Raw genomic sequence first — 25,468 nt, forward strand, 5'->3', positions numbered from 1 at the left:
ACGCCTCACCCAATTATGTTAAATTCTTTCAGGATTCCAAAATCGATTTTGATCCCGACACGGCCTGTCCCCGAACGTAGTCGATATCTTGTAGTTATTACGAAAATGGAATTACCCCACCCAAAAATCTGGCTAAGTATACCTGAGCGACGTGTCATTTTTCTACAAAGACCCAGCAATATCAGCACGTTCCAGCCGATTATCTTGCCTTTTAGCGGTGGAATTTTTAGTTATATACATATAACTAACCGAAATATCATACATAAGGCAAATAAAAAGCCACCATATAGGTGGCTTTTTAATCAACTCACTACGCTTAAGGCTCTTTTGGGAAAGCCGGTAAAGTGCACTGAGCCATTTTCTGCATCATGCGGATAACCTGGCAGCTGTAACCGAATTCGTTATCGTACCAAACGTAAAGTACGCAACGCTTACCACCAGCGATTGTAGCCAACGCATCAACAACACCTGCAGCACGAGAACCAACAAAGTCAGTTGAAACCGCTTCTGGAGAGTTGCTGTAGTCAATTTGCTTCTGCATAGAACCATGTAACGCAGCATCACGAAGATAAGCATTAAGCTCTTCTTTGTCAGTTTCGCTTTCTAGGTTCAGGTTAAGAATAGCCATTGAAACGTTTGGTGTTGGAACACGGATCGCGTTACCAGTCAGCTTACCTTCCATAGCTGGAAGTGCTTTAGATACAGCTTTAGCAGCACCTGTCTCAGTGATAACCATGTTTAGACCAGCAGCACGACCACGACGATCACCTTTGTGGTAGTTGTCAATTAGGTTCTGGTCATTAGTGTAAGCGTGAACAGTCTCAACGTGACCATTCTCGATACCGTACTTGTCGTATACCGCTTTTAGTACAGGCGTGATTGCGTTTGTAGTACAAGACGCAGCAGACAGGATAGTATCTTCTGGAGAGATATCACCGTCGTTCACACCCATTACGATGTTCTTAACACCTTTACCTGGTGCAGTAAGAACTGCACGAGAAGCGCCTTTAGACTGAAGGTGCAGAGATAGACCTTCTTTATCGCGCCACTTACCAGTGTTATCAATAACCATTGCATTATTGATGCCGTAAGCAGTGTAATCAATTTCGTCTGGAGAGTTAGCGAAGATCACCTGAATAACGTTACCGTTAGCAGTGATTGTGTTGTTCTCTTCGTCAACTGTAATAGTGCCTTTGAAAGAACCGTGAACAGAGTCACGACGTAGCAAGCTAGCACGCTTCTCTAGATCACGTGCTGCAGCACCTTTACGTACAACAATTGCACGTAGACGAAGCGCTTGACCACCACCAGTACGTTCAATAAGAAGACGAGCTAGTAGACGACCGATACGACCGAAACCGTAAAGAACTACATCAGTTGGTTCACGCTCTTCCGTGCCAATTGCACCAGCAAGCTCAGCTTTCAGGAATGTTTCTAGATCCTGGCCATTGCCTTCTGTGCGATATTTAACTGCCAGCTTACCTGCATCGATGTGCGCATTGCGTACATTCAGATTTTTAACAGCTTCCAGAATTGGAAAAGTATCTACTACTGTTAGTTCCTGTTCTTCAACCTGACGCACGAAACGGTGTGCTTTTAGGATGTCGATAACAGAACGTTTGATGATCAGACGACCGAATACAGAAGACTCGATATTCTGGTCACGGTATAGACCACCTACTAGTGGAACCATAGCTTCAGCTAAGGCTTCGCGTTCTTTCCAATCTGTAAAAACTTGATCTTGGCTCACATGAAACTCCAAAAAGTTTTGTCAACTCGTTGGTACCCTACTAACACAGTCAAATTACAAGTATTAGTCGGACCCTAAAAATTTGGTGCGCGCATTATCCTCTTTTCCACCCTTTTGAGCAAATGCAGCATGATAGACTTTGGAACCATATATTTTGTCCTACTGAATAAGACTTATATTTAGTCATTTACCCTAGAGCAAAACTACCAATTACAATTACAACGGTTAAACTACCCGCCTTACTAATTGGTTAGCGCATATTAAAGGAGCAACTCTGTGCTGCAACTGAACTACTCTCTACCCACAGGTCCCGGCGATAAGAAGCAGATCGGACAAGCCTATGGTGCAGGTACTGGCTTATTAATTACAGATGCAGCAAAGCAGTTTGATGGCTTTACCTTAGTCATAACCAACGACACAAATACAGCGAATCGTTTACACGATGAAGTAAGTTTCTTTTCCAGTGATAGCAACTCACTTGAGATTCTTTCATTCCCAGATTGGGAAACGTTGCCGTACGATACGTTCTCTCCGCATCAGGACATCATTTCTGAACGTATTTCTACGCTAAACAGGCTACCCAATTTAAGCAAAGGCATATTGATCGTACCTTTAAGTACGTTAATGCATAGAACAGCACCCGCTGATTTTATCGCAGCGAATTGTTTTGATCTAAAACTTGAACAAACCATTAATCCAGAACATCTTCGTAAACAGCTGATCGATGCCGGCTATCACGCAGTAGATGCTGTTATGGAACATGGCGAGTTTGCCTTCCGCGGATCCATCATCGATCTGTTTCCAACAGGCAGCCCCTACCCTTATCGAATAGAGTTATTCGATGATGAGATTGAAACACTTAGAACATTCGATCCCGAAACGCAGAGATCAATCGAGCAGATCGACGCCATCAACTTACTGCCTGCGAAAGAGTTTCCGTTCGACACGCGCGCTATTAGCGGTTTTAAATCCCGTTGGCGTGAGCGATTTGATGTTGATTACAGACAATGCCCTGTTTACACCAACATCTCTGATGGCATGACCTCACCGGGTATTGAGTATTATCTACCCCTATTCTTTGAAGAATGCAGCTCTCTATTTGCCTCATTGCCCGACCAAACACAAATTATTGTTGATAGTGAGCTTGAAGCTACTGCAGAACTATTCGCACAAGAAGTTAACGAGCGTTACGAACAGCGACGTCACGACATTACTAACCCAGTACTGTCACCTAATGAACTATTCATCTCCACTAGCGAACTCTTCTCTGCATTAAAGCAATATGGCCGCATTAGCCTTTCTAACGATACTATTGAAGAGAAAGCCGGTCGCAGCAATCTTCCTTGCACCGAACCTCCTTCTCTACCGGTTAACTCTCAATTAAAAGAGCCGTTAACGGCATTAAAAGGCTTTTTAGCAGAACGTGATGGCGCGGTTCTATTTTGTGCCGAATCAGCTGGTCGTCGTGAAGCATTATTAGAACTACTTGCACGCATTAATGTTAAGCCTAACCAAGTAGATAACTGGCAAGCATTCTGTGAGTCTGATTATGACCTAGCGATTACGGAATACCCACTGGAGCAAGGCCTATCCATCTCGGGACAGTTGCATTTAATAACTGAAACCCAACTGTTTGGTCACCAGGTATTCCAACGCCGTAGACGCAGCAAAGAGCAGGAACAGAATGACCAGGTCATTCGCAATCTATCAGAGCTAAACCCAGGCTCGCCTGTTGTTCACTTAGATCACGGCGTCGGTCGCTATCTCGGCTTACAAACAATCGAGCTCGAAGGCCAAACCAACGAATTCCTAACACTTGAATACGCAGATGAAGCAAAGCTGTACGTACCCGTATCTGCGCTTCACTTGATCAGTCGTTACACCGGTGCAGGCGATGAACACGCACCACTACACCGACTTGGCACCGAGCAATGGTCCAAAGCCAAACGCAAAGCAGCTGAAAAAGCACGCGATGCAGCAGCTGAATTGCTAGATATCTATGCTCGTCGCGCTTCGCGTATCGGATTCCAGTTCAGCGATCCTGATGAGCAGTACTTACAATTCGCTGCTACCTTCCCATTTGAGGAAACACCGGATCAAGCCGCAGCGATTGGCAACGTAATTCGAGATATGACTGCAGTTCAGCCTATGGACCGATTGGTATGTGGCGACGTAGGCTTTGGTAAGACCGAAGTAGCCATGCGCGCAGCATTCATGGCAGTACAGAGCGGTAAACAAGTTGTCATTCTTGTTCCTACCACTCTACTCGCACAACAGCACTACCAAAATTTCCAAGATCGATTTGCTGACTGGCCGGTAAATGTCGAGCTTATCTCACGATTCCGAACAGGTAAGCAGCAAAACACTATCTTAGATAAGCTAGAAGCCGGTAGCGTCGATATCGTTGTTGGTACTCATAAACTTCTATCCGGCGACATCAATTTCAAAGATCTTGGTCTAGTGATTATAGATGAAGAGCACCGCTTTGGTGTTCAGCAGAAAGAACGCCTAAAATCGCTTCGCTCAGAGGTCGACATCCTGACACTCACTGCAACACCAATTCCTCGTACACTAAATATGGCGATGTCTGGTATTCGTGATTTGTCGATCATCGCGACACCACCAGCGAAACGACTTTCCGTTAAAACCTTTGTTCGTTATAGCGACACCACGCTAGTCAAAGAAGCTATTTTACGTGAGCTACTTCGTGGCGGTCAGGTTTATTACCTACACAACGAAGTTAAGAGCATTGAGAAAACAGCAGAAGAGTTACAAGAACTGGTTCCAGAAGCTCGCATCGGTATTGGTCACGGCCAAATGCGTGAGCGTGAACTCGAACAGGTCATGTCCGACTTCTACCATAAGCGCTATAACATCCTACTTTGTACAACGATTATCGAAACGGGTATCGATGTACCTAATGCCAATACCATCATTATCGATCGTGCCGATAAATTTGGTCTAGCCCAACTACACCAGCTACGTGGTCGTGTAGGACGCTCACATCACCAAGCTTATGCTTATCTTTTGACACCGCATAAGAAAGCGATGACTAAAGATGCGATTAAACGTCTCGAAGCGATCGAATCTGCAGACGATCTTGGTGCAGGCTTTACCCTTGCTACGCACGATCTCGAGATTCGAGGTGCGGGTGAGCTACTGGGTGAAGAGCAAAGCGGCCAGATGCAAACGGTTGGCTTCTCTTTATTTATGGAGATGCTAGAACAAGCCGTTGAATCTATTAAAGAAGGCAAAATGCCGAATATGGATCAGCCGATCAAGCAAGGTGTCGATGTTAACCTGCATCTATCGGCTCTGATCCCAGATGAATACCTACCGGATGTACACAGCCGATTAATTCTGTACAAGCGTATCGCTAATGCTAACTCAGCTACTGAATTAAAAGAGCTCCAAATCGAGATGATTGATCGATTTGGCCTGCTACCTGATCAGGTTAAGAATCTCTTCAGATTAACTGAGTTAAAACTACGCGCTGAATCCATGAATATTGTTAAAATTGATGCTGGCAGCGAGATTGGTAGAATCGAATTTGCAACTGATGCGAAAGTAGATCCGTTAACTTTAGTAAAAATGGTTCAAAATCAGCCACAAAAATATAAACTTGAGGGCGCAGACAAACTGCGATTCAGCTTAGATATGGAGAAAACCGAAGAACGCTTTAAAGCGGTAGAACGCCTTATGAGTGATCTGGCAGTTAAAACATCATGAAGATAATGCTAAAAGCGATATTCCTACCCTTAATACTTATTTTTAGCAGCAGCGCATTTGCTAACAGCTGGTATAAAGTTGAGGTTATTATTTTTGCCAATAACGATCCTATGGCAATCCATGAGGAATTCTGGCCAGAGATTAACGAAATTCCATTTCGCGATCGCGCTGTAGCGCTAAAAGGTAGACCTGGGGCCGGTGAAAACCCAACGGCGTACCAAAGCCTACCAAGCAGCCGCCATAGCCTTAAAAGCGTTAAAAACCGTCTAAACAATAGCGGAGACTACCGGGTTCTTTTCCACGAAGCTTGGATGCAACCTGTATCACATACCCAGAACCCTCGCCCTATCAAAATCAGTGCTGGCCGTGTTTTAGATAACGGCATGCAAGAGCTTGAAGGCCATATTGCTGTTGGTCGTGGTCGCTACCTACATTTCCGCCCTGATCTATATATCAGCCAGTTGGTTGCTCCTAGTAACAATGCACCTTCAGTGACTGCAGAAGAAACTCAGACCCAAGCCATGCTTACTATGCAAGGCGATAGCGAAACAACACCTGAAGCAGCGCAAACAACCCAAACCACACAAGTAATAGCCGAGACTGCTTCTGCCTTCCCGATGATTCCAGAAGTATTGACCGCGCACCAGAATCAAGCAAGACGAATGAAATCTAAAGAGCTGCATTATATCGACCACCCTCTAATGGGCATCCTGGTTGAAATCAAACCTCTATAACTCGCTTAACGCATAAAAAAACCGGCTCAAAAGCCGGTTTTTTTATGATAGATGAATATCAATTCCCTTCCGATCCTTTAACCAACTCAGGCAACTCACCACTCAGGTGAACAGTCGTCGTTGGGAAAGCAAATTCAGCCCCCTTCTCTTCAACAATCTGCATAATCTGCATCATGACATCCTGCTTAATCTCGTGGAAACGAATCCAATCAGTCGTCTTGGTGAAGGTATAGATAAAGAAATCTAGCGAAGATGGACCAAAACGATCCAAGTTAACAATCAATGTTTGCTGCTGATCGATCTCGGGATGCATACGCAGCATCGCTTTGACCGCCTTGATTACTTCTAGAACCTGAGCAGAATCATCGTAACGAACGCCAATATATTCATATATACGACGGTTAGTCATACGTGACGGGTTTTCCACCGAGATATTGGTAAAAGTTGAATTCGGCACATACAACGGGCGCTTATCAAATGTACGAATTCGAGTTTGACGCCACCCAATATCTTCTACGGTGCCTTCGATCTGCTGATCAGGAGATCGAATCCAGTCACCCACTTTAAACGGGCGGTCTAGATAGATCATCAAGCCACCAAAGAAATTAGCCAGAAGGTCTTTCGCAGCAAAACCAACCGCTATACCACCGATACCACCAAACGCCAGAATACCTGAGATACTGTAGCCATAGCTCTGCATAATGATCAGAACAATGATAATGGAGACAATTAAGCGTAGAAGCCTACCCAAGGCCCCAACCGTAGTTGGATCCATAGGTTTTTTCATACGGTCTGGCATCACCAGAACCTGCTCCAAACGCTTCAGGAAGCGCAAACATGACCAAGCCAAGAGAATCACAGGAACTAGCTTTGGTAACGGGTTATCCTCACCCAGCACTTGAATGGAAAAGTTCTGCTCGAATAGCTGAATTAACCAATAGCCTGCAGCCAACCAGATTAAAAACAGTGCCGGTCGGCTGAATGAATTTAGAAAAACATCATCCCAAAGGATTTTAGTTTTTTCCGCTTGTTTCATTAACTGACTAATTGTTGAGCGCGCAACAAGATCAGCAACAACAGCAATAACACACACTGCTACGGATAAGATAATCCATGCAGAATCACTATAGTCAGGAAAATGTTCAGTTAATAACTGGTTTAACATATCGATCATAACGCTACATCCAGCAAATCATTTGCAAGTACGCGAGCAGCATCCAAACGCTCCCCATCCCTATTCCACTGTTTACCTCTAAGAGACGATATCTCTTGCAGAGGTTTAAAATCCGACGCTTCCAAGTACTTAAGGATATCCAATGTACCTCGGCGCTCATTACAACACAGCAACGCCTGACAACCCGAAGCTATCGCCTTACCAGCACGCTCCGCATAGCTACCTGCACTATGGGCTGCTTTCATACTCAGATCGTCACTAAAGATAATTCCACCGAAGCCAATTTTCTTTCTCAAGGTCTCACCCAACCAGAAATTAGAAAAACCTGCTGGTGAAGAATCGCACTCAGGATAAAGCACGTGTGCAAACATCATCGCTTCGAGTTTGTTATCAACTGCTTGCCTAAATGGCACCATATCCGTCTTCCACAACTCTTCAAAAGAACGTCCGTCGACCGCATCAGCATGGTGGGTATCTGCATCTGCCCAGCCATGACCAGGGAAATGCTTACCGGTAGCAGACATACCTGCTGAGCGCATACCGTCTATATACGCAGCAGAGATCTCAGTAACTGTTTCATAGTCTTCACCAAACGCACGATTGCCGATTACCGTATTACGCCCATAATCAACATCCAAAACAGGTGCGAAGCTCAAATCGACATCAAGCTGACGCAACTCTGCCGCCATAAGATAGCCAAGTTCTTTTGCGGCAATAACACCTTCAGATGCCACAGAGAACTTCTTCGAAATAGCTTTCACCGGAGGCAGTACCGTAACCCCCTTCTTCAAACGCTGAACTCGACCACCCTCTTGGTCGATACTAATCACAAGCTCTTCACGAATCGATCGCATAGAAGCCACAAGCGTCGCAACTTGCTCTGCGTTTTCCGTATTACGGGCAAATAAAATAACGCCACCAATGAAAGGGTGTTTTAGAAGATCCTTTTCTTCAGCGGTTAATACCGTACCTTCAAGGTCTAGAAACAGAGTAACTTCAGACATAAAGATTATTCTTCAATTAAAACAGATATACCGGCTGACACCTTCGAGAACAGCTCAATCAAATCGCTGTTTCTCATCCGTATACACCCATGGGATTTAGCTACTCCCATAGGTTCTGTGTCAGGCGTACCGTGGATGTAGACATAACGCTGCATAGTATCAACTTGACCTAAGCGGTTACGACCGACTTCTAGACCGGATAGCCACATAATTCGTGTCAGGATCCAATCTCGATTAGGATAAGCCTCAGCCAGCTCTTGCGAATAGATTTCGCCAGTTTGGCGTCGACCAATAAAAACAGCGTTCTCTGGAGCGTCCGAGCCAATCATAGCGCGAATGTAATGACGGCCTCTTGGCGTACAACCACTATTCTTTTGTTCGCCCGGACCATTGAGCGCAGTAGAAATGGAATAGCTCTGCAGCAGTTTTTTTCCGCTCGACAGTTCCAATGTTTGACGAGCGATAGAGACCCTAATGCAGAGCATAGGATTACAAACGGCAGAAATAAGTTTTATCGGCGCGTGCCTGAAGGCCAGCAGACAAAACAGGAATCATTCGATGTAGGATCTGCTCTACTTCTGCACTACCTTGGAACTCGCGTTTTTCGATCGCATTGAGCGTATGGAAGTTCGACAAAGTAAAAGTAATAGAACCAAGAAGGAAATGAAGCCTCCAGAAGAACTCATCGTCTTCCATAGGTGCGGAATCTTGACGTAAGAGTTTAATGAAAGGCTGAACTTTCTCACTATAGCGTTCGATCAAGAAATCGCGCAACTCTTCTTGATTCTTCATATATGACAGCTCTAGCAGCCGCATAAATACAGAGAGTGCATTGACGTTGTCGCGGTTCACCAAAAGCAAAGCGCGCATCAACATCTCTAAAAGCTCTTCAAGAGAAGGTTGTTGGCCATCCGCATTAGCAAGACGCTGATCTAACATCATGCCTAGCTCATCGCACAAGGGCTCTAGAAACTTTTCAGCAACGGCCTGGATAAGGCCTTTTTTGGAACCAAAGTGGTAGTTGATAGCAGCTAGGTTAACGTCTGCTCGACTGGTTATCTGTCGAACAGTCGTTTCAGCAAATCCCTGTTCGGCAAACAATGTTTCTGCAGCCTGCACGATACTTGCAGATGTTCCCTTATGATGCATCAGTACTCCAAACCAGCGTTTCAAACAAATGATGAATTAATTATAACGATAATCACCTGTATTAAATCAAGTCATTATTGCGCGTAAATCTTTGTTTACTACCAATTTATGAAACAAGTTTACTTATAAAACAGATAGGCAATTCAGGAAGCGAGAATAACAAGGTCAAATGAATAGGAAATGAAAGGATAAATACTAAGGAGGTATCCGGCGAAAGACACCTCCTCGGCTATTTAATTTAGCGATTAATGATGTTTTGACGTGTTAAACGGCTCCACCATTTCGTTAAGACCTTATCGCTGGAATCCGCAGCCATATCCGAGATCTTATCTTGTAGCGTTTTCTTCTGTTCGTATCGAACTTCGAAAATATCACTCTCATCTGACGCATCCATCAAGTACTGATCGGACGTCATTAACTCATCAACCAAGTTGACATCCAGTGCCTGTTTACCAAACCAGATCTCACCTGTAGCCACTTTATCAATATCAACAACGTCGCGGTATTCATGAACAAAGCTTTTAAACAGCTCATGTGTCTCTTCTAGCTCTTCCTTGAACTTCTCACGACCTTTATCTGTATTTTCACCAAACACAGTCAAAGTACGCTTATATTCACCCGCTGTAAGCACTTCAAAATCGATATCGTTTTTCTTTAGAAGCTTATGGAAGTTAGGCAACTGAGCAATCACACCGATAGATCCAACAATAGCAAATGGCGCAGCAATCAACTTGTCCGCCAAACATGCCATCATGTAACCACCGCTGGCTGCTACTCTATCTACGCAGATAGTCAGCGGAATCTCTTTACGCTTGATACGCTCAATTTGAGAAGACGCAAGACCATATTCATGCACCATGCCGCCAGGACTTTCTAAACGAATAACTACTTCATCCTGAGGCTCAGCCATCATCAATACTGCTGACACTTCCTGACGGAAAGGCTCAACTTCACTGGCTTTAACATCCCCATCAAAATCTAAAACATAGATACGTTTTCGACGCGGCTCATCGCCTTTAGGTGGATTTTTCTTACGCGCCTTTTTCTCTTCTTTTTCTTTCTTCTTCTCTTCTTTCTGCATCGCTTTTAGCGTTTCTTTATCCAGAATCGCATCTTCTAGCGCTTCCTTCATATCCAAAAGCTCATCATTAAAATGAGTTACTTCAATCTCACCTTGATGACCATCTTTACGTGAACGAGAAGAAACAACAGCAATACCTGCAACAACCGCAATAATGGCAATAACAATAGTTACCGATTTAGCCAAAAACAGGCCGTATTCACTGAAAAATTCAACCACAGAGAAAACTCCGAAATAAACTATAAGTAGAAGGACCGCTAATGTATCATAAATCCCCCTTTTACCCACCCGTTTGAGATAACGCAGTAATGAGCCAAGAGATATCTGTAAGCAAAGTTGTTGAAAAATTACCGAGTCGATTTGTTTCTCAAAACGCTGCCGATCTTGAAGCTGTCTTTCAATTTGAACTAGAAGACGATCAAAACTTCTATATCGAAATCAAAGAAGCTCAGTGTAACGTTTTGACGGGTGACCATGACGATCCAAATGTGACACTTATCATGGAAGCAGAAACAATGGTGAGTGTCATCAACGGTGAAAAAGACGGTATGAGCGCCTTCCTTTCCGGTCAGTTAAGAGCAGAAGGCAACATCATGCTGGCTACTAAACTTGGCAAATTATTTAGCCGAGAAAAACAAACAGATCAATAAGTTATATCCCTTCTATAAACCTATCAATCAACTGTCTCGAGATAGTAAATTTGGGCGGAATGGTAGGTAGATCATCAACACCAAACCAATCGGCGCTTAGAATCTCTTCGCCGTCAGGCGTGATCTCACCCTCACTATAATCAGCCATAAAGCCAAGCATAAATGAGTTCGGAAAAGGCCACGATTGGCTACAAACATATTCAATGTTTTTCACCTTAATCCCTACCTCTTCCATCACCTCACGTTCCACTGCATGCTCTGCAGATTCTCCCGCTTCAATAAAGCCCGCCAAGGTACTGAAGCGCCCAGATTTAAACTTGCTGGAATGCGCCAATAGGCATTTATCATCCTTCCGAACCAACACAATAATACAAGGCGACAGGCGTGGGTATTGATGATGTCCGCAGGATGGGCAAACCTTGGCAAGATCGGCCTCATCCATAATGAGTTCGGTTGCGCAGCGTGGACAAAACTTAAACGAGGCATGCCAAGTTACCACTTGAGCTGCAGCAGATAAGATTGCGAACTCATCTTCGTTACCTGTCTGCGACAAAGCTGAACGCAAATCCAATACATCCAACAATAAGCATTTACTCACATCTCTTATAATAGCAATGCGGTAATATTCATCCGAGACCTCAGGCAGATCGAAACAGATCTCTACATCAAGTGATCTTATCTCTGCTTCAGAGAAAAGAAATCGATCGTTTTGATCGCAAAGAAGAGATTCAGCCGACGCTAGAAAATAGTTATTTTCATGTAATCCCAAGACTAACCTCCACCTTTCACGTATTAAAGTTACGAATCCACGCTCTTATTAAAGTATGCAAAAATCATCAAACACCCCAATGACCCACCACACATTCACTTTTTTGCTCGTTGATTAGCCACACCTCAACAAGCCAAGCTTCTAATCATAAAGTTGATAAATAAGAGATCATTAAAATAGACCAAATTGATCGATATATTCGCCTATAAAAAGTCCATTATGACATCGAATCACATGCCAATACTTATAATTCTCTAATCACTTAAGCGAACATTTAAAGCTTTTTTATGCAATGCATCGAGTGGACCCACTATAACCATTCACTCATGCTAGTTTCCAGAACGTTAATACTTATAAACTAAGTAGTTAATCTCGTTAAGGTACCCTTAAAATATTCTCTTCATCTAATAACCCAAACTTACTAATTCGTATGACTTATTTTCATTTCTTTACACATTATTACATTGTTAACTGAATACAGATCTTTAGAATAGGCTTTCCCTACTTCTAAAGACTAAGATCGGACTTCCTATGTTTAAGAAAAATTATCTGGCTGTATTTATGCTTTGTGTGGCTGCTTTTCAAGTCAACGCTCAGGGTATGCCTGCTGAGGTAGTGACAGTCAAAGCTCAAACACTGGATAAGAAGATCTCTGCCATTGGTACACTACAAGCCAATGAATCTATTATGCTTCGTCCAGAACAAGGCGGTCGTATAGAAAAGATTCTTTTTAAAGAAGGTCAGCAAGTAAAGCTAGGAACCCCGCTATTTAAGCTAGATAGCTCCATTTATGTAGCGGAGCTAAAAGAGGCACAAGCACGTGTCCAGTTAAGCCGAACAGATTATGACCGCGCACGTAGCCTTCTAAAGAAGAAAGTAGGTTCTGTACAAGAACGTGACAGTAGCTTAGCTCAACTTCGTGTCGACCAAGCTCAGGAAGCCTTAGCTCAAGCACGTTTAGATAAAATGACCCTAAACGCTCCCTTTACAGGTTTTACAGGCTTGCGCTTGGTAAGCCCTGGCGATTATGTGAATCAGGGCGAAGACCTGGTCGAGCTTACTGATTTAAGCACAATGAAATTAGATTTCCGTGTGCCTGAGATTTATCTATCCGAGCTACAACCAGGCCGTCAACTTAACATCAAAGTCGATGCCTTACCGGGTGAACAAATCGCAGGCGAGGTATACGCGGTATCCCCAAGCTCTGACAGCAGTGCCCACAATATTCAGGTACGTGCGCAAATTCCAAATACTGAAGGCAAATTGCGTCCAGGCCTTTTTGCGCAAGTAGACCTACTAGTTGACCAACAAACAACCGTAGTAATCCCTGAGCAAGCCATCATTCCAAAAGATGGCGGCTTTTTTGTGATGACAGTTCAAGAAGGTAAAGTGGCGATGGCCCCAGTTACTTTGGGACAACGCCGCCCGGGTATTGTGCAAATAATATCTGGCCTTGAAGAAGGTTCAGTTTTGATTACTGCTGGGCAAATTAAACTGTTCCCAGGCATGCCTGTAACACCGATCTTTACCGATGGCACACAGCCAGCTAAAGCTGAACCAGCCCAAGAAGAAGCACAGGCTCAAAAAAATAAAACTGAAGGACAGGATAAATAATTATGATTCTGTCTGAAATCAGTATTAAACGCCCCGTACTAGCGACGGTAATGAGCATACTGGTCCTACTGGTAGGTCTACTTGCTTACGATCGCTTAACCGTTCGAGAGTACCCAAAAATCGATCTACCGGTTATTACGGTTGAAACTACCTACCCCGGCGCAAGTGCATCGATTATCGAAACGCAGGTTACTCAAATCATAGAAGACTCCCTCTCCGGTATTGAGGGGATCGACTTTATGAACTCGATTAGCCGAACAGAAAATTCGCAGATTAGTATCACTTTCAAAATCGATCGCGATCCTGATTCTGCCGCTGCGGATGTTCGAGATCGCGTAAGTCGCGTAATCGGCCAACTTCCAGATGATGTTGATCCACCGGTAGTTGCGAAGACAGAAGCCGATGCGCAACCTATTATCTGGCTTGCCTTCAACTCTGATCGCCATAACATCATGGAAGTATCAGATATCGCCGATCAGCAGGTAAAAGATCAGCTACAAACCGTCTCAGGTGTAGCTAATGTCATGATCTTCGGTGAACGCAAATATGCGATGCGTATCTGGCTAAATCCTGCTCGTATGGCAGCGTTCAAGGTTATTCCTAGAGATATAGAAGAAACACTTAGCCGTCAAAACATTGAGATCCCTGCGGGTCGAATCGAAAGTAAAGAACGCGAGTTCACTCTACTTGCCAGAACAGACGTTAACGATATAGAAGCTTTTAAACAGCTAATTATTCGTAATGAAGATGGCTACCCTGTTCGAATTCAAGATGTCGCACGGGTTGAAATCGCGCCGGAAAACGTCAGACGTATCACCCGCTATAAAGGAGAAAGTGCGGTTGCACTGGGTGTGGTAAAACAATCCACAGCAAACCCTCTGGATGTATCTTCGGGTATTCGCGACAAATTAGACAAACTCCGTCCGACATTGCCAGAAGGCATGAATGTAGAGGTGGCTTATGACTCCTCGATCTTTATCGATGAGTCCATTCAATCTGTATATACCACGCTGATCCAAGCGGGTATTTTGGTTGTTCTAGTACTGTTTTTCTTCCTTCGTAATATCCGAGCAACCCTGATTCCGGTGGTTACTATCCCACTCTCGTTGGTGGGTGCATTTGCGATGATGTACTGGATGGATTTCAGCATTAACACATTGACCCTACTCGCACTGGTGTTAGCAATCGGTTTGGTTGTGGATGATGCCATCGTAATGCTGGAAAACATCTATCGACATGTTGAAGCGGGTGAAACGCCGATTCAGGCGGCCTTTAAAGGTGCCAAAGAGATCGGCTTCGCAGTATTGGCTACTACAGTGGTGCTGGTTGCCGTATTTGCACCTGTTGCCTTTTCTGAAGGACGAACAGGCAAGCTCTTTACAGAATTCGCCCTGACGCTTGCGGGGGCTGTGGTAGTTTCAACCTTTGTTGCTTTAACCCTATCGCCAATGATGTCGTCGAGATTGTTAAAACATGAAACGCGACACAGTGCGATTTTTAATCTGATAGAAAGCTTCCTACAAGGCATTACCAATCGCTATCAAACGCTGCTGAACAAACTACTAAGTTCTCGCCTACTCGCAATTGTTATTATGGCGGCGAGTTTTGGTGGCGCAGCTTACTTTTATACCCAATTGCCTCAAGAATTGGCGCCTTATGAAGATAGAGGCACAATTCTAAACTTTGCTATCGCTCCGGACGGCGCATCTGTCGATTATATTGATCGTTATACACGCCAAATCGAAACTACTATCAGCCAAACCCCAGAAACAGTGCGTTACTTTGCGGTGGTCGGGTTCCCGTCTGAAACTAATGCTATGGTTTTCCAAGGCTTAGAACGCTGGGAAGATCGTGATCGTAAACAGCAAGCGATTGGCCAAGAACAAACGCCGAAGCTATACGGCGGTATCCCAGGGATTATGAGTTTCTCTCTTAACCTGCCTTCTCTAGGTCAGAGCTTTATCTCGCGTCCTGTAGAGTTCATTGTTAAGACCAATGGCACTTATGATGACCTAAAAGTGATCACCGATCAGCTAATGGCGAAAATTCACAGTAATAAAGGCTTTGCCCAACCAGATTCGGATCTTAAGCTGAATAAGCCGGAATTTCAGATCGATGTAAAACGCGATAAGTTGTCCGAAATGTCTGTAGATGTTGCTGATCTGGGTCGAACCCTAGAAAGTTACATGGCTGGTCGCGAAGTTACGCGCTTTAAACGCGCCGGTGAGCAATACGAAGTTATTGTGAAAGTTGATGATCAACAGCGCCGTGATCCAAGCGACTTAACCGATCTATACATGCGCAATCAAAACGGCGAAATGGTTCAGTTCTCCAACCTTGTAGAACTGCGTGAAAGCGTTGCACCACGTGAACTTAATCACTTTGATAAAGTGAAGGCGGTCAAAATACAAACCCAGCTCGCTCCTGGCTACAGCCTAGGTGAAGCACTCAACTTCCTTGAACAAAGCTTGCAAGAGATCGCGCCTCAGGCAACCTATGATTACACGGGGCCTTCACGCGAGTTCAAGAAGTCTAGCAGCAGCATGCAGGTGACGTTTGCACTGGCATTGATTGTCGTATTCCTAGTACTGGCAGCGCAGTTTGAAAGCTTTAAAAATCCGATGATTATTATGCTATCGGTTCCACCTGCCGTGTTTGGTGCGCTGTTTGCGCTACATTTCAGTGGAGGCTCTCTCAGCGTATACAGCCAAATAGGCTTGATTACCCTTGTTGGACTGGTAACCAAACATGGTATTCTGATCGTAGAGTTTGCAAATCAGCTTCAAGATCAAGGGCGAGACCTTCGTAGCGCGATAATAGAAGCAGCATCTTTGCGTTTACGCCCTATACTGATGACCACGGGCGCAACAGTATTAGGTGCTGTTCCTTTGGCTATAGCTATGGGCGCAGGTGCTGAATCACGTCATCAGATTGGCTGGGTTATTGTTGGCGGTATGACATTCGGTACATTATTAACCCTTTTTGTCATTCCGACCGTATATAGTTACTTAGGTAAGCGAACTTTCAAGGAAGTTCAGCCAGAACAAGTTTAAGGATGTTTAAGTTTATGAATATAAAGCAGCTTTTTCAGGTTTCATGCCTTTCTCTAGCTGTCAGCAGCGTTTCTGCAGGTGAATTAGCAGATATCTACCAACTCGCTTTGGCTAATGATCCACAGTTAAAAGCAGCGCAAGCTTCATTTAACGCTGGCAAAGAGATCGAAATCCAAAATCGTTCTAGCTTGTTGCCGAATGTGAACTTGAGCGCCAACACAACAACAATTGATTCTGATACAGCAGATTATAATAACCATGGCTATACCCTATCCCTTAGCCAACCGGTATTTAATGCTGCGGCTTGGTTTACCTTTAAACAGGGCCAAGTGATCTCAGAACAAGCGGCACTGCAGTTTGAACTGGAACAGCAAACCCTGATCAACCGTACCGTAGAAGCTTACCTTGGTGTGCTAAGGGCGAAAAGTGATCTACAAACATCTGAAGCTCAAGAGCGCGCAATCAAACGCCGCTTGGATCAAGTTAATGCTCAATATGATGTTGGCCTAATCGCCAATACCGATGTACAAGAAGCACAGGCTTCATACGACAATGCTCGCGTGGCACGTATTGCCGCTGAAGGTGATTTGGAAAATAGTTACGAAGCCTTAGAGCGCTTAACAGGCCAAGGATTTGATACAGTTGGTCAACTATCTGAAGAGTACCCAATTGAAGAACCGGTCCCTGTTCAAGCCCAACCTTGGTTAGAAAAAGCTTGGCAAGGCAACTTGGCGCTTCAACTTGCAGATCGCTCATCTGAAGCAGCGCGCCAAGCAGCGAAGGCAGGTCGTGCTGGTCACTACCCAACACTAAACCTGACAGCTAGTTATGATTACGATAATGGCACCGCTATCAGTGACAACAGTACCGATACATCTTCAATCGGTTTAACTCTGTCAGTGCCAATCTATTCCGGCGGCTCAGTTAGCTCGCGTAGTCGCGAACTAGAACAGCGCTTAATTGAAAACCAGTTTAACCGTGAAGATACACTTCGCGAGGTGACTCAGACGACTCGTAGCCTATTACGTAATCTCCGTACCGGTGCTTTAAGTGTTCAAGCGCTTAATCAAAGTATTAAATCGAGTAAAACAGCGTTAGAAGCCACTGAAGAAGGTTACAAAGTAGGTACGCGTAATGTGGTAGATGTACTGCAAGCGGAGCAACAGCTTTATGCAGCTCAACGCGATTATGCTAATGCACGTTTCGACTTTGTACAGAACCTCATCACCTTCAAGCAACAGTTAGGCACGCTAAACCCTGAAGATATAAATGAACTCGACAGCTGGCTGCAGTAAGCAGCTGTGACAATAACGGGTGCTTAGGCACCCGTTATTCGTTAAGGCGATGTATGGGTAAATGAATATTTAATCTATTCAGTATTTATATATAGTTAGTTATATTCATCAAAAAGCTGCTATCTAATTAAAGCGCATCAAATTTAATCCAATTTGTACCTAGGATTAACGTTTCTCAAAGGAGCTTGTTTTGAAACAGATCATTTTAGCCACTCTTCTAACTGCTTTGGCTGCCACTTCACTAACCGCTAATGCCAACGAGAAACCTTTACCTGCGGTATTAGTACACAAGGTGCAAACGTCGGATTTGACCCCAACCTTTAAACTGGTTGGACGTATTGAGGCAACTCAACGCGTTAACCTATTGGCACGTGTATCAGGTTTTCTAGAAGATCGCCTATTTACCGAAGGTCGTGATGTTGAAGCCGATCAAGTATTGTTTAAAGTAGAAAAAGCGAACTATGAAATCGCGCTGAAACAAGCAGAAGCCGATCTCGCCTCTGCTAGAGCGGGATTGAAAAATGCGCAAACTAATCTCAATCGCGTGAGCCAGCTGCGCAAACGTAAGGCGGCTTCACAATCCCAGTTCGACCAGGCTGTAGCAGATCGCGACCAATCCCGCGCACAAGTTTTAAAAGCAGAAGCAGGATTAAAGAAAGCGGAATTAAACCTAAGTTATACCGAGATTAAAGCTCCGTTTAGTGGTCGTATCGGTAAAGCGAACTTCTCTGTTGGCGACTTGATCAGCCCTGAAAGCGGTGTACTAGCGACAGTCGTAAAAATCGATGAGGTCTATGTCGAAATGGCAGTCAGTGAAAAGCTGATGCTAGACGCTCGCCGTAAAGGAATCGACTTGGATAATCCGCCCGTTGCCCCTCGTCTCTTATTGTCCGATGGCAGTGTGTACGAACAACAAGGTCAGTTCGATTTTATCTCCCCAGAGGTTGATCCAAATACTGACACAATCACACTACGTGCGAGCTTCGAAAACCCTAAATACCTATTATTGCCAGGTGAATTTGTTCACGTAGAAATTAAGCGTAAACAACCAGAAACGGGTATCAAAATACCGCAATCTGCCGTACAACGTGATCGTGATGGTTACTTTGTGCTCGAAGTAGATCAACAAGATAAAGTAACAGTTACTCGCGTAGAAATGGGGCCGCAAGTAGAAGGTCAATGGCAAGTACTGAAAGGCCTGGATGAAGGTGATCTAATCATCACCGAAGGACTGCAGAAGGTTAAACCGGGCATTCAAGTTAATGCGGTAGCGGAGTAAACCATGTTCTCGATCTTCTTTATCAATAGGCCTAAGTTTGCTCTGGTCATCTCCATTGTACTGATGATTGCCGGTGCCTTAGCGATCTACGGTCTACCCGTCGCTCAGTTCCCTGATATCACACCGCCCAAAGTTCAAGTCAAAGCGAAATACCCTGGCGCTAACGCAGAAGTAGTGGAGCAAGCAGTAGCCACCCCGATAGAAGCCCAAGTCAATGGGGTGGACAATATGCTGTATATGTCTTCCACCTCAGCCAACGATGGTAGTTACACGCTAGATATCACGTTTGCTGTAGGTACAGACCCAGGCCAAGCGGCTATCAATGTACAAAACCGTGTGGCTTTGGCAGAGGCCTCTTTGCCTCAAGAAGTGGTTCGACAAGGGGTAACTACCAAGAAACAAGCAACTAACATGTTGCTGGTGATTAACCTCTACTCTCCTGAAAACACATACGACGAGCTGTTTTTAAGTAACTACGCCACACTTTATGTGCAAGATGCTTTAGCACGAATTAATGGTGTCGGCTCAGCGTCACAGTTCAGCCCGATGGATTACGGTATGCGAGTGTGGTTAGACCCTAACCGCCTCAAAGCACTAGGGCTCTCACCTAAAGATGTTAGCAACGCTATCTCGCAACAAAATATCCAAGCGTCTGTAGGTATTATTGGCCAGCCACCTCTTACGCAAAACCAACAGTTCCAATATAACCTGCGTGCTAAAGGCCGCTTAGAATCAGTTGAAGAGTTTGAAAACATCATCCTTCGCACAGGTGAAAACGGTGCTTCTGTGCGCCTTCGCGATGTAGCTCGAGTAGAACTTGGCTCGCAAAGCTACAGTGCGTCCTCCATTATGAATGGCAACCCAGCAGCCACTGTAGCGATCTATCAAAGCCCTGGTGCAAACGCACTTGAGGTGGCTGACAATGTGTACGCTGAACTAAAGCGTCTCAGTGAGCGTTTCCCTGATGATATGGAATACGCCATTCTCTATGACACCACACTTTCAGTAAAAGCATCGCTGCAAGAAGTAGTTGAGACTCTATTTATTACCTTTGGTCTGGTAGTACTGGTAACTTTCCTGTTCCTTGCCGATTGGCGCGCAACACTCATACCCTCAGCCACGATTCCAGTATCGTTGATTGCCACCTTTGCCGTGCTTTCTGTACTTGGCTTTAGTATCAATACAATCTCTCTGTTCGCCTTAATTTTGGCGATAGGTATCGTGGTAGATGATGCCATTGTTGTCGTTGAAAACGTTAAACGCCATATGCAAGAAGGCTTATCTGCTAAAGAAGCGACAGCAGTCTCAATGAAAGAGGTAATCGGGCCCGTCATTGCGACCACCCTGGTACTCTTAGCAGTATTTGTTCCTGTTGCCTTTATGCCAGGTATTACAGGTAAACTGTATACAGAGTTTGCGGTAACCATATCTGTTGCGGTGTGTTTCTCATCGCTAAATGCACTGACCTTATCCCCTGCGCTCTGCTCACTGCTGTTAAAACCAGCGACTGAACCGACTGGTGTGTTCAAAAAGTTCGATCAGCTAATCGACTGGACCCGTCGAGGTTATGTGAACAAAGTTAACTTTTTGAACAAGCGCTTACTATTAAGTATGGGTTTGATGGCAGCAATGGGCGGCGGTGTTTACCATATGTTCACCACAACCCCGACCAGCTTCTTGCCTTATGAAGACAACGGCGCCTTCTTTGTTAACGTTCAGCTTCCTGATGGTGCATCACTCAACCGTACCGACGAGATAGTCGCCCAGATTGACAAAATCCTCGAAGAACAACCGGGTGTAGAAAACCGTATTGGCATTAAAGGCTTCAGTATCTTAGGTGGCGCGGCACCAAATGCTGCACTAGCAATTCCAGTGCTTACCCACTGGGATGAGCGTACTGCACCGGAAATGGCTTGGTACAAAATTCTAAGAGAACTCAATCAGAAATTAGCAACGATTCCAGGCGCTAATATTATGGCTTTCCCTACTCCACCGATTCCGGGTTTGGGTAATGCAGCAGGTCTAGAGGCAATTCTGTTGGATCTTAAAAATGGATCACCTCAAGAACTTGCTCGCGCTACAAATTCACTCATCTTTGCAGCAAACCAAAAAGCTGAGTTTGACCGAGTTTACTCCACCTACTCTGCTAATGTTCCACAACTGGAGCTTGTTGTAGATCGTGATAAAGCGCTCTCTTTGGGCGTTTCAATGAGTGACTTATTTAGCACATTGCAATCTCAGCTTGGTACTCAGTATGTAAACGATTTCAATATTTTCGGGCGTAACTACCGGGTTATGCTACAAGCGGATGCTGAATTCCGTGACAATATTGACGATCTAAATAGTCTTAATGTTAAGAGCAACCAAGGACATTTAGTGCCGATCAGCGCACTGGTCGAAGTAAAACCTGTACTTGGTCCGCAATCATTAACGCGCTACAACCAATCACGCTCAGCTTCACTTACTGCAACTCTAGCCCCAGGTATGGCGACAGGTGACGGTATTAAGTTGATGGAACAACTAGCCAAAGAAACTTTGCCTGATGGTTATGTTCTTGAGTGGACAGGTAGTACTCAACAAGAGCAAGAAGCCGGCGGTTTTGTAATCATTATCATCTCGTTAGCTATTCTATTCGCTTACCTATTCTTAGTAGCTCAATATGAAAGCTGGACCATTCCTGTTGCTGTAATGCTATCGATTACTGTCGCAATTTTAGGTGCGATTCTACCGCTATGGCTGATACCAGGTTTGACCAATAACCTTTATGCCCAGATCGGCATGGTTATGCTGATTGGTCTTGCGAGTAAGTCAGCCATCCTGATTGTGGAATTTGCGAAGCAATTGCGGGAAGAAGGTAAAAGCATTATTGATGCGGCCAATGAAGCGGCTAACTTGCGCTATCGTGCAGTGTTGATGACCGCTTTCTCCTTTATCCTAGGTGTTATGCCTTTGCTAACGGCTTCTGGCGCAGGTGCTGCTAGCCGTATATCCATAGGCTTTGTTGTTTTTGGCGGTATGCTTCTAGCGACTGTCATCGGCATATTCTTTATTCCGGCACTATTCGTTGCAATGCAGACACTACGTGAAAAAGTTAAAGGAAAACCTGCTTCAGACAATGCCCAAACAGGAGATTCAGTATGAAAAAATTAATTTTTATGGGCTTTGCAGCGCTGATGTTAGCAGGCTGTCAATCCAAACCATCCATGCCAGAAGGAGCTTTGGTTTGTGAAGAACCACGCCCGCAGATGTGCACGATGGATTACACACCTGCATGCGGCCATCATTCAGACGGTAAAACCAAAACCTATTCCAACAGCTGTTCTGCTTGTGCGAAGCCTGAAGTTAGCTTTGTTGTCGCGGGTGAATGCAAACAATAAACGATTAATTATTGGGTGAGTATGCACGGCTTACTCACCCAATCTCTATTTCTGCCACTCAATCCCGAATAAATTAAAATCTACTAGACTGTTAAATGTTATTCACCACATGACTGGCGAAAAGACATGGACCAGCGGGGATCAGGCTTTAGATTCTTTTTCTATCTAATTGGCTTTAGCGCTATCTTTCTAGCGTTTATCTACACTTCCGTTTTTTCCTACCAGCAATATGCGAATTTACGCGCAGAATTAACCACTGCCAACAGCAATAACGACATTCAACTACGCGCCGCCATGGCAATGCGCGCAGCTGTCAGAGAAAGAGCCATCTTACTTTGGCAGATGACATTACTTGAAACACCAGAAGAACGAAAACAGCTATTCAATGCGTTCTACAGTCAAGGTAGTGAATACCACAAATCACGTTTAACCTTATTGAACACAGACTTAGATCACCCTGAGCAAGTCATCATTGCAAAACTCGATAAAGAAGCTGCCAGTAGAGCGCCTGAATTACGAACCTTCTCGGAACTACTCACAAATAACCGCGTGCAAGATTTTCGATTAGAGCTAGGTAAAGTACTGAAAGATAAGACCACCATTGCAGCGCTACTGGATCGATTTATTAGCTTACAGCAAGCTCAAAATGAAGAAATCTGGCAAGATTCATCCCACAAAATGGAAATCTTACTCTCAAAACTCATCACCAGAATGGTATTAATCATATTGGGCGGCTTCTTGTTTGCTGTCTATGTTATGGTCACTACCGCCAAACAAAACAAACTTATCAGGATTGCCAATCAAGAGCTTCGCCATTTAGCCTGCCATGACAACCTAACCGGACTTCCGAACCGCAGGTTTTTACTCCACCAGCTCGATATTGTGCTCGCTGCGGCTAAACGGAAACAACATAAAGCCGCCATCATCTTTATTGATCTGGATGATTTTAAGCCAATTAATGATACCTACGGCCATGATACCGGCGATCAATGTTTACAGGACATCTCTAATCGCATTTCCAAAGTAATTCGCGGCTCAGATATGTTAGGTCGATTAGGTGGCGATGAATTCTTACTAATTCTGTCTGAAATTGAATCCTCCACTCAAGCCATCGCAGTGATTCAAAAGATACTAACGATTATTAGTGAAGATATACCTATTGATACCAGCACTGCTAACCTATCGGCCAGCATTGGCCTGTATATCTACGCTTTAGAAGATATAAGTGCAGAAGAAGCGATTACCTTGGCAGATAAAGCGATGTATCAAGCTAAAAAAATGGGTAAAAATCAATTTTACATCATCTAACCATCAGCATTGACCTAACCAAAGAATGAGCACTTCCGGTCTATATTGATACCCACTCCAGAACTGCTAAAATTGCGGGCCTGATTCTTAAGGTGCTCATCATGTCTGACATATCTTCACTATCTCAACTTCTTCGCCAGAGTGGCGGCCAGGTCCGTTTTTTCGATATGGGTCGTCGTGTACAAAAACTCTCGACTGAACAATTTGAAAAGATAGAGAACCAACAAACACCTTATCCCTATCCGTATTTGCAACACGCATGGATAGCGCTGATGATCTGGAATCCAAAGAATAAAGAACAAGGCGCAGCTTGGTTCCTAAAGCTGCCTTTAGATGAGCAAGGCTTTCTAATCCAAGCCGTGCGTGATGATCTACTTAGCCGTTTGCTTAAAAATGCCGGTGGCATTTTACAACATGAGAAGACCGGTGAAATGCCAGAGGATGCCTTGAAAGATAATCCTTTCTCTTTCAAACCCGATCAAGAAAAAATGGCACTGTTCCATGCCTATTCTACGCTGGCCTCAAGTGAACCTGCTTCGCAATACTATGAACATGCGGAACAGTATTTTGCAGGTCAAATCGGTTTTGATAACTGGCAATCTCTCGGTTATCAAGGTATCGCCGATTTAGTTGTTCGCCACGAGAAAAGTAACAACAGCAAACTGTTAACTAAAGCCATCCCGCTTCTACCCGATGTGCCATTCGAAGTGCTATGCACCTGCATAGAAAGCATCGAACCGGACCACCAGCTATTTGAAGCTTTAAGCTTACGTGCTGAACAAACAGTAGAGCGCGGCACAGCGAACGCCAATCATATTGCTGCCATTACTCGTGGTATTTCAAATGCACGCAATACGCCAAGAAAACAAGAGATCATCAACAAGATCTTACAAAGTGATTACGCTCTAGAAGCTGAAGTGATCGTATCGATTGCCACTCGCTGCAATGAAACACTTCAAGAACCGGCAATACTAAACCTTTTCTTAGAAAAACTCGCAATAGGTAAAGCTGGCCAAGCAGGCTTCTCTCGTGTGCTATCTGACTTGATGTTTATGCCAGCGTTACGTGCACTGATCCTGATGCAATTCCGTAACGAAGAGCGCAGTGAAGCGCTTAGCCAAGCGATTGGCGAGATGTTTGGCGCTAACTTTAAGTAATATATCTACGGCTGGAATGACCTATCTTCGCCTAAGGTGTTCCAGCCACCCTTCTCTTTCCTAATATTTTCTCTTTATTTTTCATAAAGCTATACACAATTCAGGCTGCAGAGTCTGATTTCCTTTCTATACTGAAATTACAACCACTTCAAAATTTTAACAATGAGTTAAAAAATCATGTCTGCTCGAGTGGGATTACAAGACTTGGATAGCCTGTATCTAGACCAACCAGGTTTTTTTAGTCGTCGGGATTGGAATGGATAATCATTTTATTGATCTTCACCCTAACACTTTATTATTTATATGATTATTCTTATTCACATAATTTTAGTATGGCTTTAAATC

18 protein-coding genes are annotated in these 25,468 nt (G+C 44.3%); 11 read left to right on the top strand and 7 right to left on the bottom strand.

Annotated features, from left to right (window positions below):
- Nucleotides 1-316: 316 nt before the first annotated feature.
- Nucleotides 317-1,750: a glyceraldehyde-3-phosphate dehydrogenase gene (locus tag ACMXYN_RS09165; RefSeq protein ID WP_415891541.1), complete on the bottom strand. Its 1,434-nt coding sequence runs from the start codon at nucleotides 1,748-1,750 to the stop codon at nucleotides 317-319.
- 276 nt (nucleotides 1,751-2,026) lie between these two features.
- Between ACMXYN_RS09165 and mfd the strand changes: the two genes are divergently transcribed.
- The gene (gene mfd / locus ACMXYN_RS09170) at nucleotides 2,027-5,479 is read left to right on the top strand and encodes a transcription-repair coupling factor (RefSeq protein ID WP_415891542.1); all 3,453 of its coding nucleotides are present in this window, start codon (nucleotides 2,027-2,029) and stop codon (nucleotides 5,477-5,479) included.
- Nucleotides 5,476-6,213, top strand: a complete 738-nt coding sequence (locus ACMXYN_RS09175) for a CsiV family protein (protein WP_415891543.1) — start codon at nucleotides 5,476-5,478, stop codon at nucleotides 6,211-6,213. The genes mfd and ACMXYN_RS09175 overlap by 4 nt, the downstream gene beginning before the upstream one ends.
- Nucleotides 6,214-6,271: 58 nt before the next feature.
- Here ACMXYN_RS09175 and ACMXYN_RS09180 read toward each other — a convergent pair whose 3' ends face one another.
- The 5 genes from ACMXYN_RS09180 to sohB all read right to left on the bottom strand — a co-directional run bounded on the left by ACMXYN_RS09180 (nucleotide 6,272) and on the right by sohB (nucleotide 10,840).
- Nucleotides 6,272-7,387: a mechanosensitive ion channel family protein gene (locus tag ACMXYN_RS09180; RefSeq protein WP_415891544.1), complete on the bottom strand. Its 1,116-nt coding sequence runs from the start codon at nucleotides 7,385-7,387 to the stop codon at nucleotides 6,272-6,274.
- On the bottom strand, nucleotides 7,384-8,391 hold the full coding sequence (nagZ, locus tag ACMXYN_RS09185) for a beta-N-acetylhexosaminidase (protein WP_415891545.1): 1,008 nt from the start codon (nucleotides 8,389-8,391) through the stop codon (nucleotides 7,384-7,386). Before nagZ ends, ACMXYN_RS09180 begins: the two co-directional genes overlap by 4 nt.
- Before the next feature lie 5 nt (nucleotides 8,392-8,396).
- Entirely contained in the window at nucleotides 8,397-8,876 is a 480-nt protein-coding gene (locus ACMXYN_RS09190) for a L,D-transpeptidase family protein (protein WP_415891546.1), read from the bottom strand.
- A gap of 4 nt (nucleotides 8,877-8,880) precedes the next feature.
- Nucleotides 8,881-9,540: a TetR/AcrR family transcriptional regulator gene (locus tag ACMXYN_RS09195; protein WP_415891547.1), complete on the bottom strand. Its 660-nt coding sequence runs from the start codon at nucleotides 9,538-9,540 to the stop codon at nucleotides 8,881-8,883.
- Between the two features lie 238 nt (nucleotides 9,541-9,778).
- Complete coding sequence (gene sohB / locus ACMXYN_RS09200; RefSeq protein ID WP_415891548.1) at nucleotides 9,779-10,840, bottom strand: protease SohB; 1,062 nt, start codon at nucleotides 10,838-10,840, stop codon at nucleotides 9,779-9,781.
- An 89-nt stretch (nucleotides 10,841-10,929) separates the two neighbouring features.
- Between sohB and ACMXYN_RS09205 the strand changes: the two genes are divergently transcribed.
- Complete coding sequence (locus ACMXYN_RS09205) at nucleotides 10,930-11,271, top strand: SCP2 sterol-binding domain-containing protein (protein WP_415891549.1); 342 nt, start codon at nucleotides 10,930-10,932, stop codon at nucleotides 11,269-11,271.
- Nucleotide 11,272: 1 nt separating this feature from the next.
- On the opposite strand, the gene nudC is transcribed toward ACMXYN_RS09205, so the two are convergent.
- Nucleotides 11,273-12,040: an NAD(+) diphosphatase gene (nudC, locus tag ACMXYN_RS09210; RefSeq protein WP_415891550.1), complete on the bottom strand. Its 768-nt coding sequence runs from the start codon at nucleotides 12,038-12,040 to the stop codon at nucleotides 11,273-11,275.
- 531 nt (nucleotides 12,041-12,571) lie between these two features.
- Here nudC and ACMXYN_RS09215 point away from each other — a divergent pair.
- From ACMXYN_RS09215 to ACMXYN_RS09250, 8 genes are all read left to right on the top strand, one after another.
- On the top strand, nucleotides 12,572-13,654 hold the full coding sequence (locus ACMXYN_RS09215) for an efflux RND transporter periplasmic adaptor subunit (RefSeq protein WP_415891551.1): 1,083 nt from the start codon (nucleotides 12,572-12,574) through the stop codon (nucleotides 13,652-13,654).
- A gap of 2 nt (nucleotides 13,655-13,656) precedes the next feature.
- Complete coding sequence (locus tag ACMXYN_RS09220) at nucleotides 13,657-16,707, top strand: efflux RND transporter permease subunit (protein ID WP_415891552.1); 3,051 nt, start codon at nucleotides 13,657-13,659, stop codon at nucleotides 16,705-16,707.
- Nucleotides 16,708-16,721: 14 nt separating this feature from the next.
- Entirely contained in the window at nucleotides 16,722-18,002 is a 1,281-nt protein-coding gene (locus tag ACMXYN_RS09225) for a TolC family outer membrane protein (protein ID WP_415891553.1), read from the top strand.
- Nucleotides 18,003-18,192: 190 nt separating this feature from the next.
- Nucleotides 18,193-19,281: an efflux RND transporter periplasmic adaptor subunit gene (locus tag ACMXYN_RS09230; RefSeq protein ID WP_415891554.1), complete on the top strand. Its 1,089-nt coding sequence runs from the start codon at nucleotides 18,193-18,195 to the stop codon at nucleotides 19,279-19,281.
- 3 nt (nucleotides 19,282-19,284) lie between these two features.
- Nucleotides 19,285-22,422 (top strand): efflux RND transporter permease subunit, encoded by a 3,138-nt coding sequence (locus tag ACMXYN_RS09235; RefSeq protein ID WP_415891555.1) that lies wholly within the window; start codon nucleotides 19,285-19,287, stop codon nucleotides 22,420-22,422.
- A complete protein-coding gene (locus tag ACMXYN_RS09240; RefSeq protein ID WP_415891556.1) occupies nucleotides 22,419-22,658 on the top strand; it encodes a hypothetical protein in 240 nt (79 codons plus the stop codon). The genes ACMXYN_RS09235 and ACMXYN_RS09240 overlap by 4 nt, the downstream gene beginning before the upstream one ends.
- Before the next feature lie 126 nt (nucleotides 22,659-22,784).
- A complete protein-coding gene (locus ACMXYN_RS09245) occupies nucleotides 22,785-23,966 on the top strand; it encodes a diguanylate cyclase domain-containing protein (protein ID WP_415891557.1) in 1,182 nt (393 codons plus the stop codon).
- Between the two features lie 101 nt (nucleotides 23,967-24,067).
- Complete coding sequence (locus ACMXYN_RS09250) at nucleotides 24,068-25,123, top strand: DUF3549 family protein (RefSeq protein WP_415891558.1); 1,056 nt, start codon at nucleotides 24,068-24,070, stop codon at nucleotides 25,121-25,123.
- Nucleotides 25,124-25,468: the final 345 nt, after the last annotated feature.

This window comes from Neptuniibacter sp. PT8_73, from assembly GCF_047778045.1.
Classification (GTDB): domain Bacteria; phylum Pseudomonadota; class Gammaproteobacteria; order Pseudomonadales; family Balneatricaceae; genus Neptuniibacter.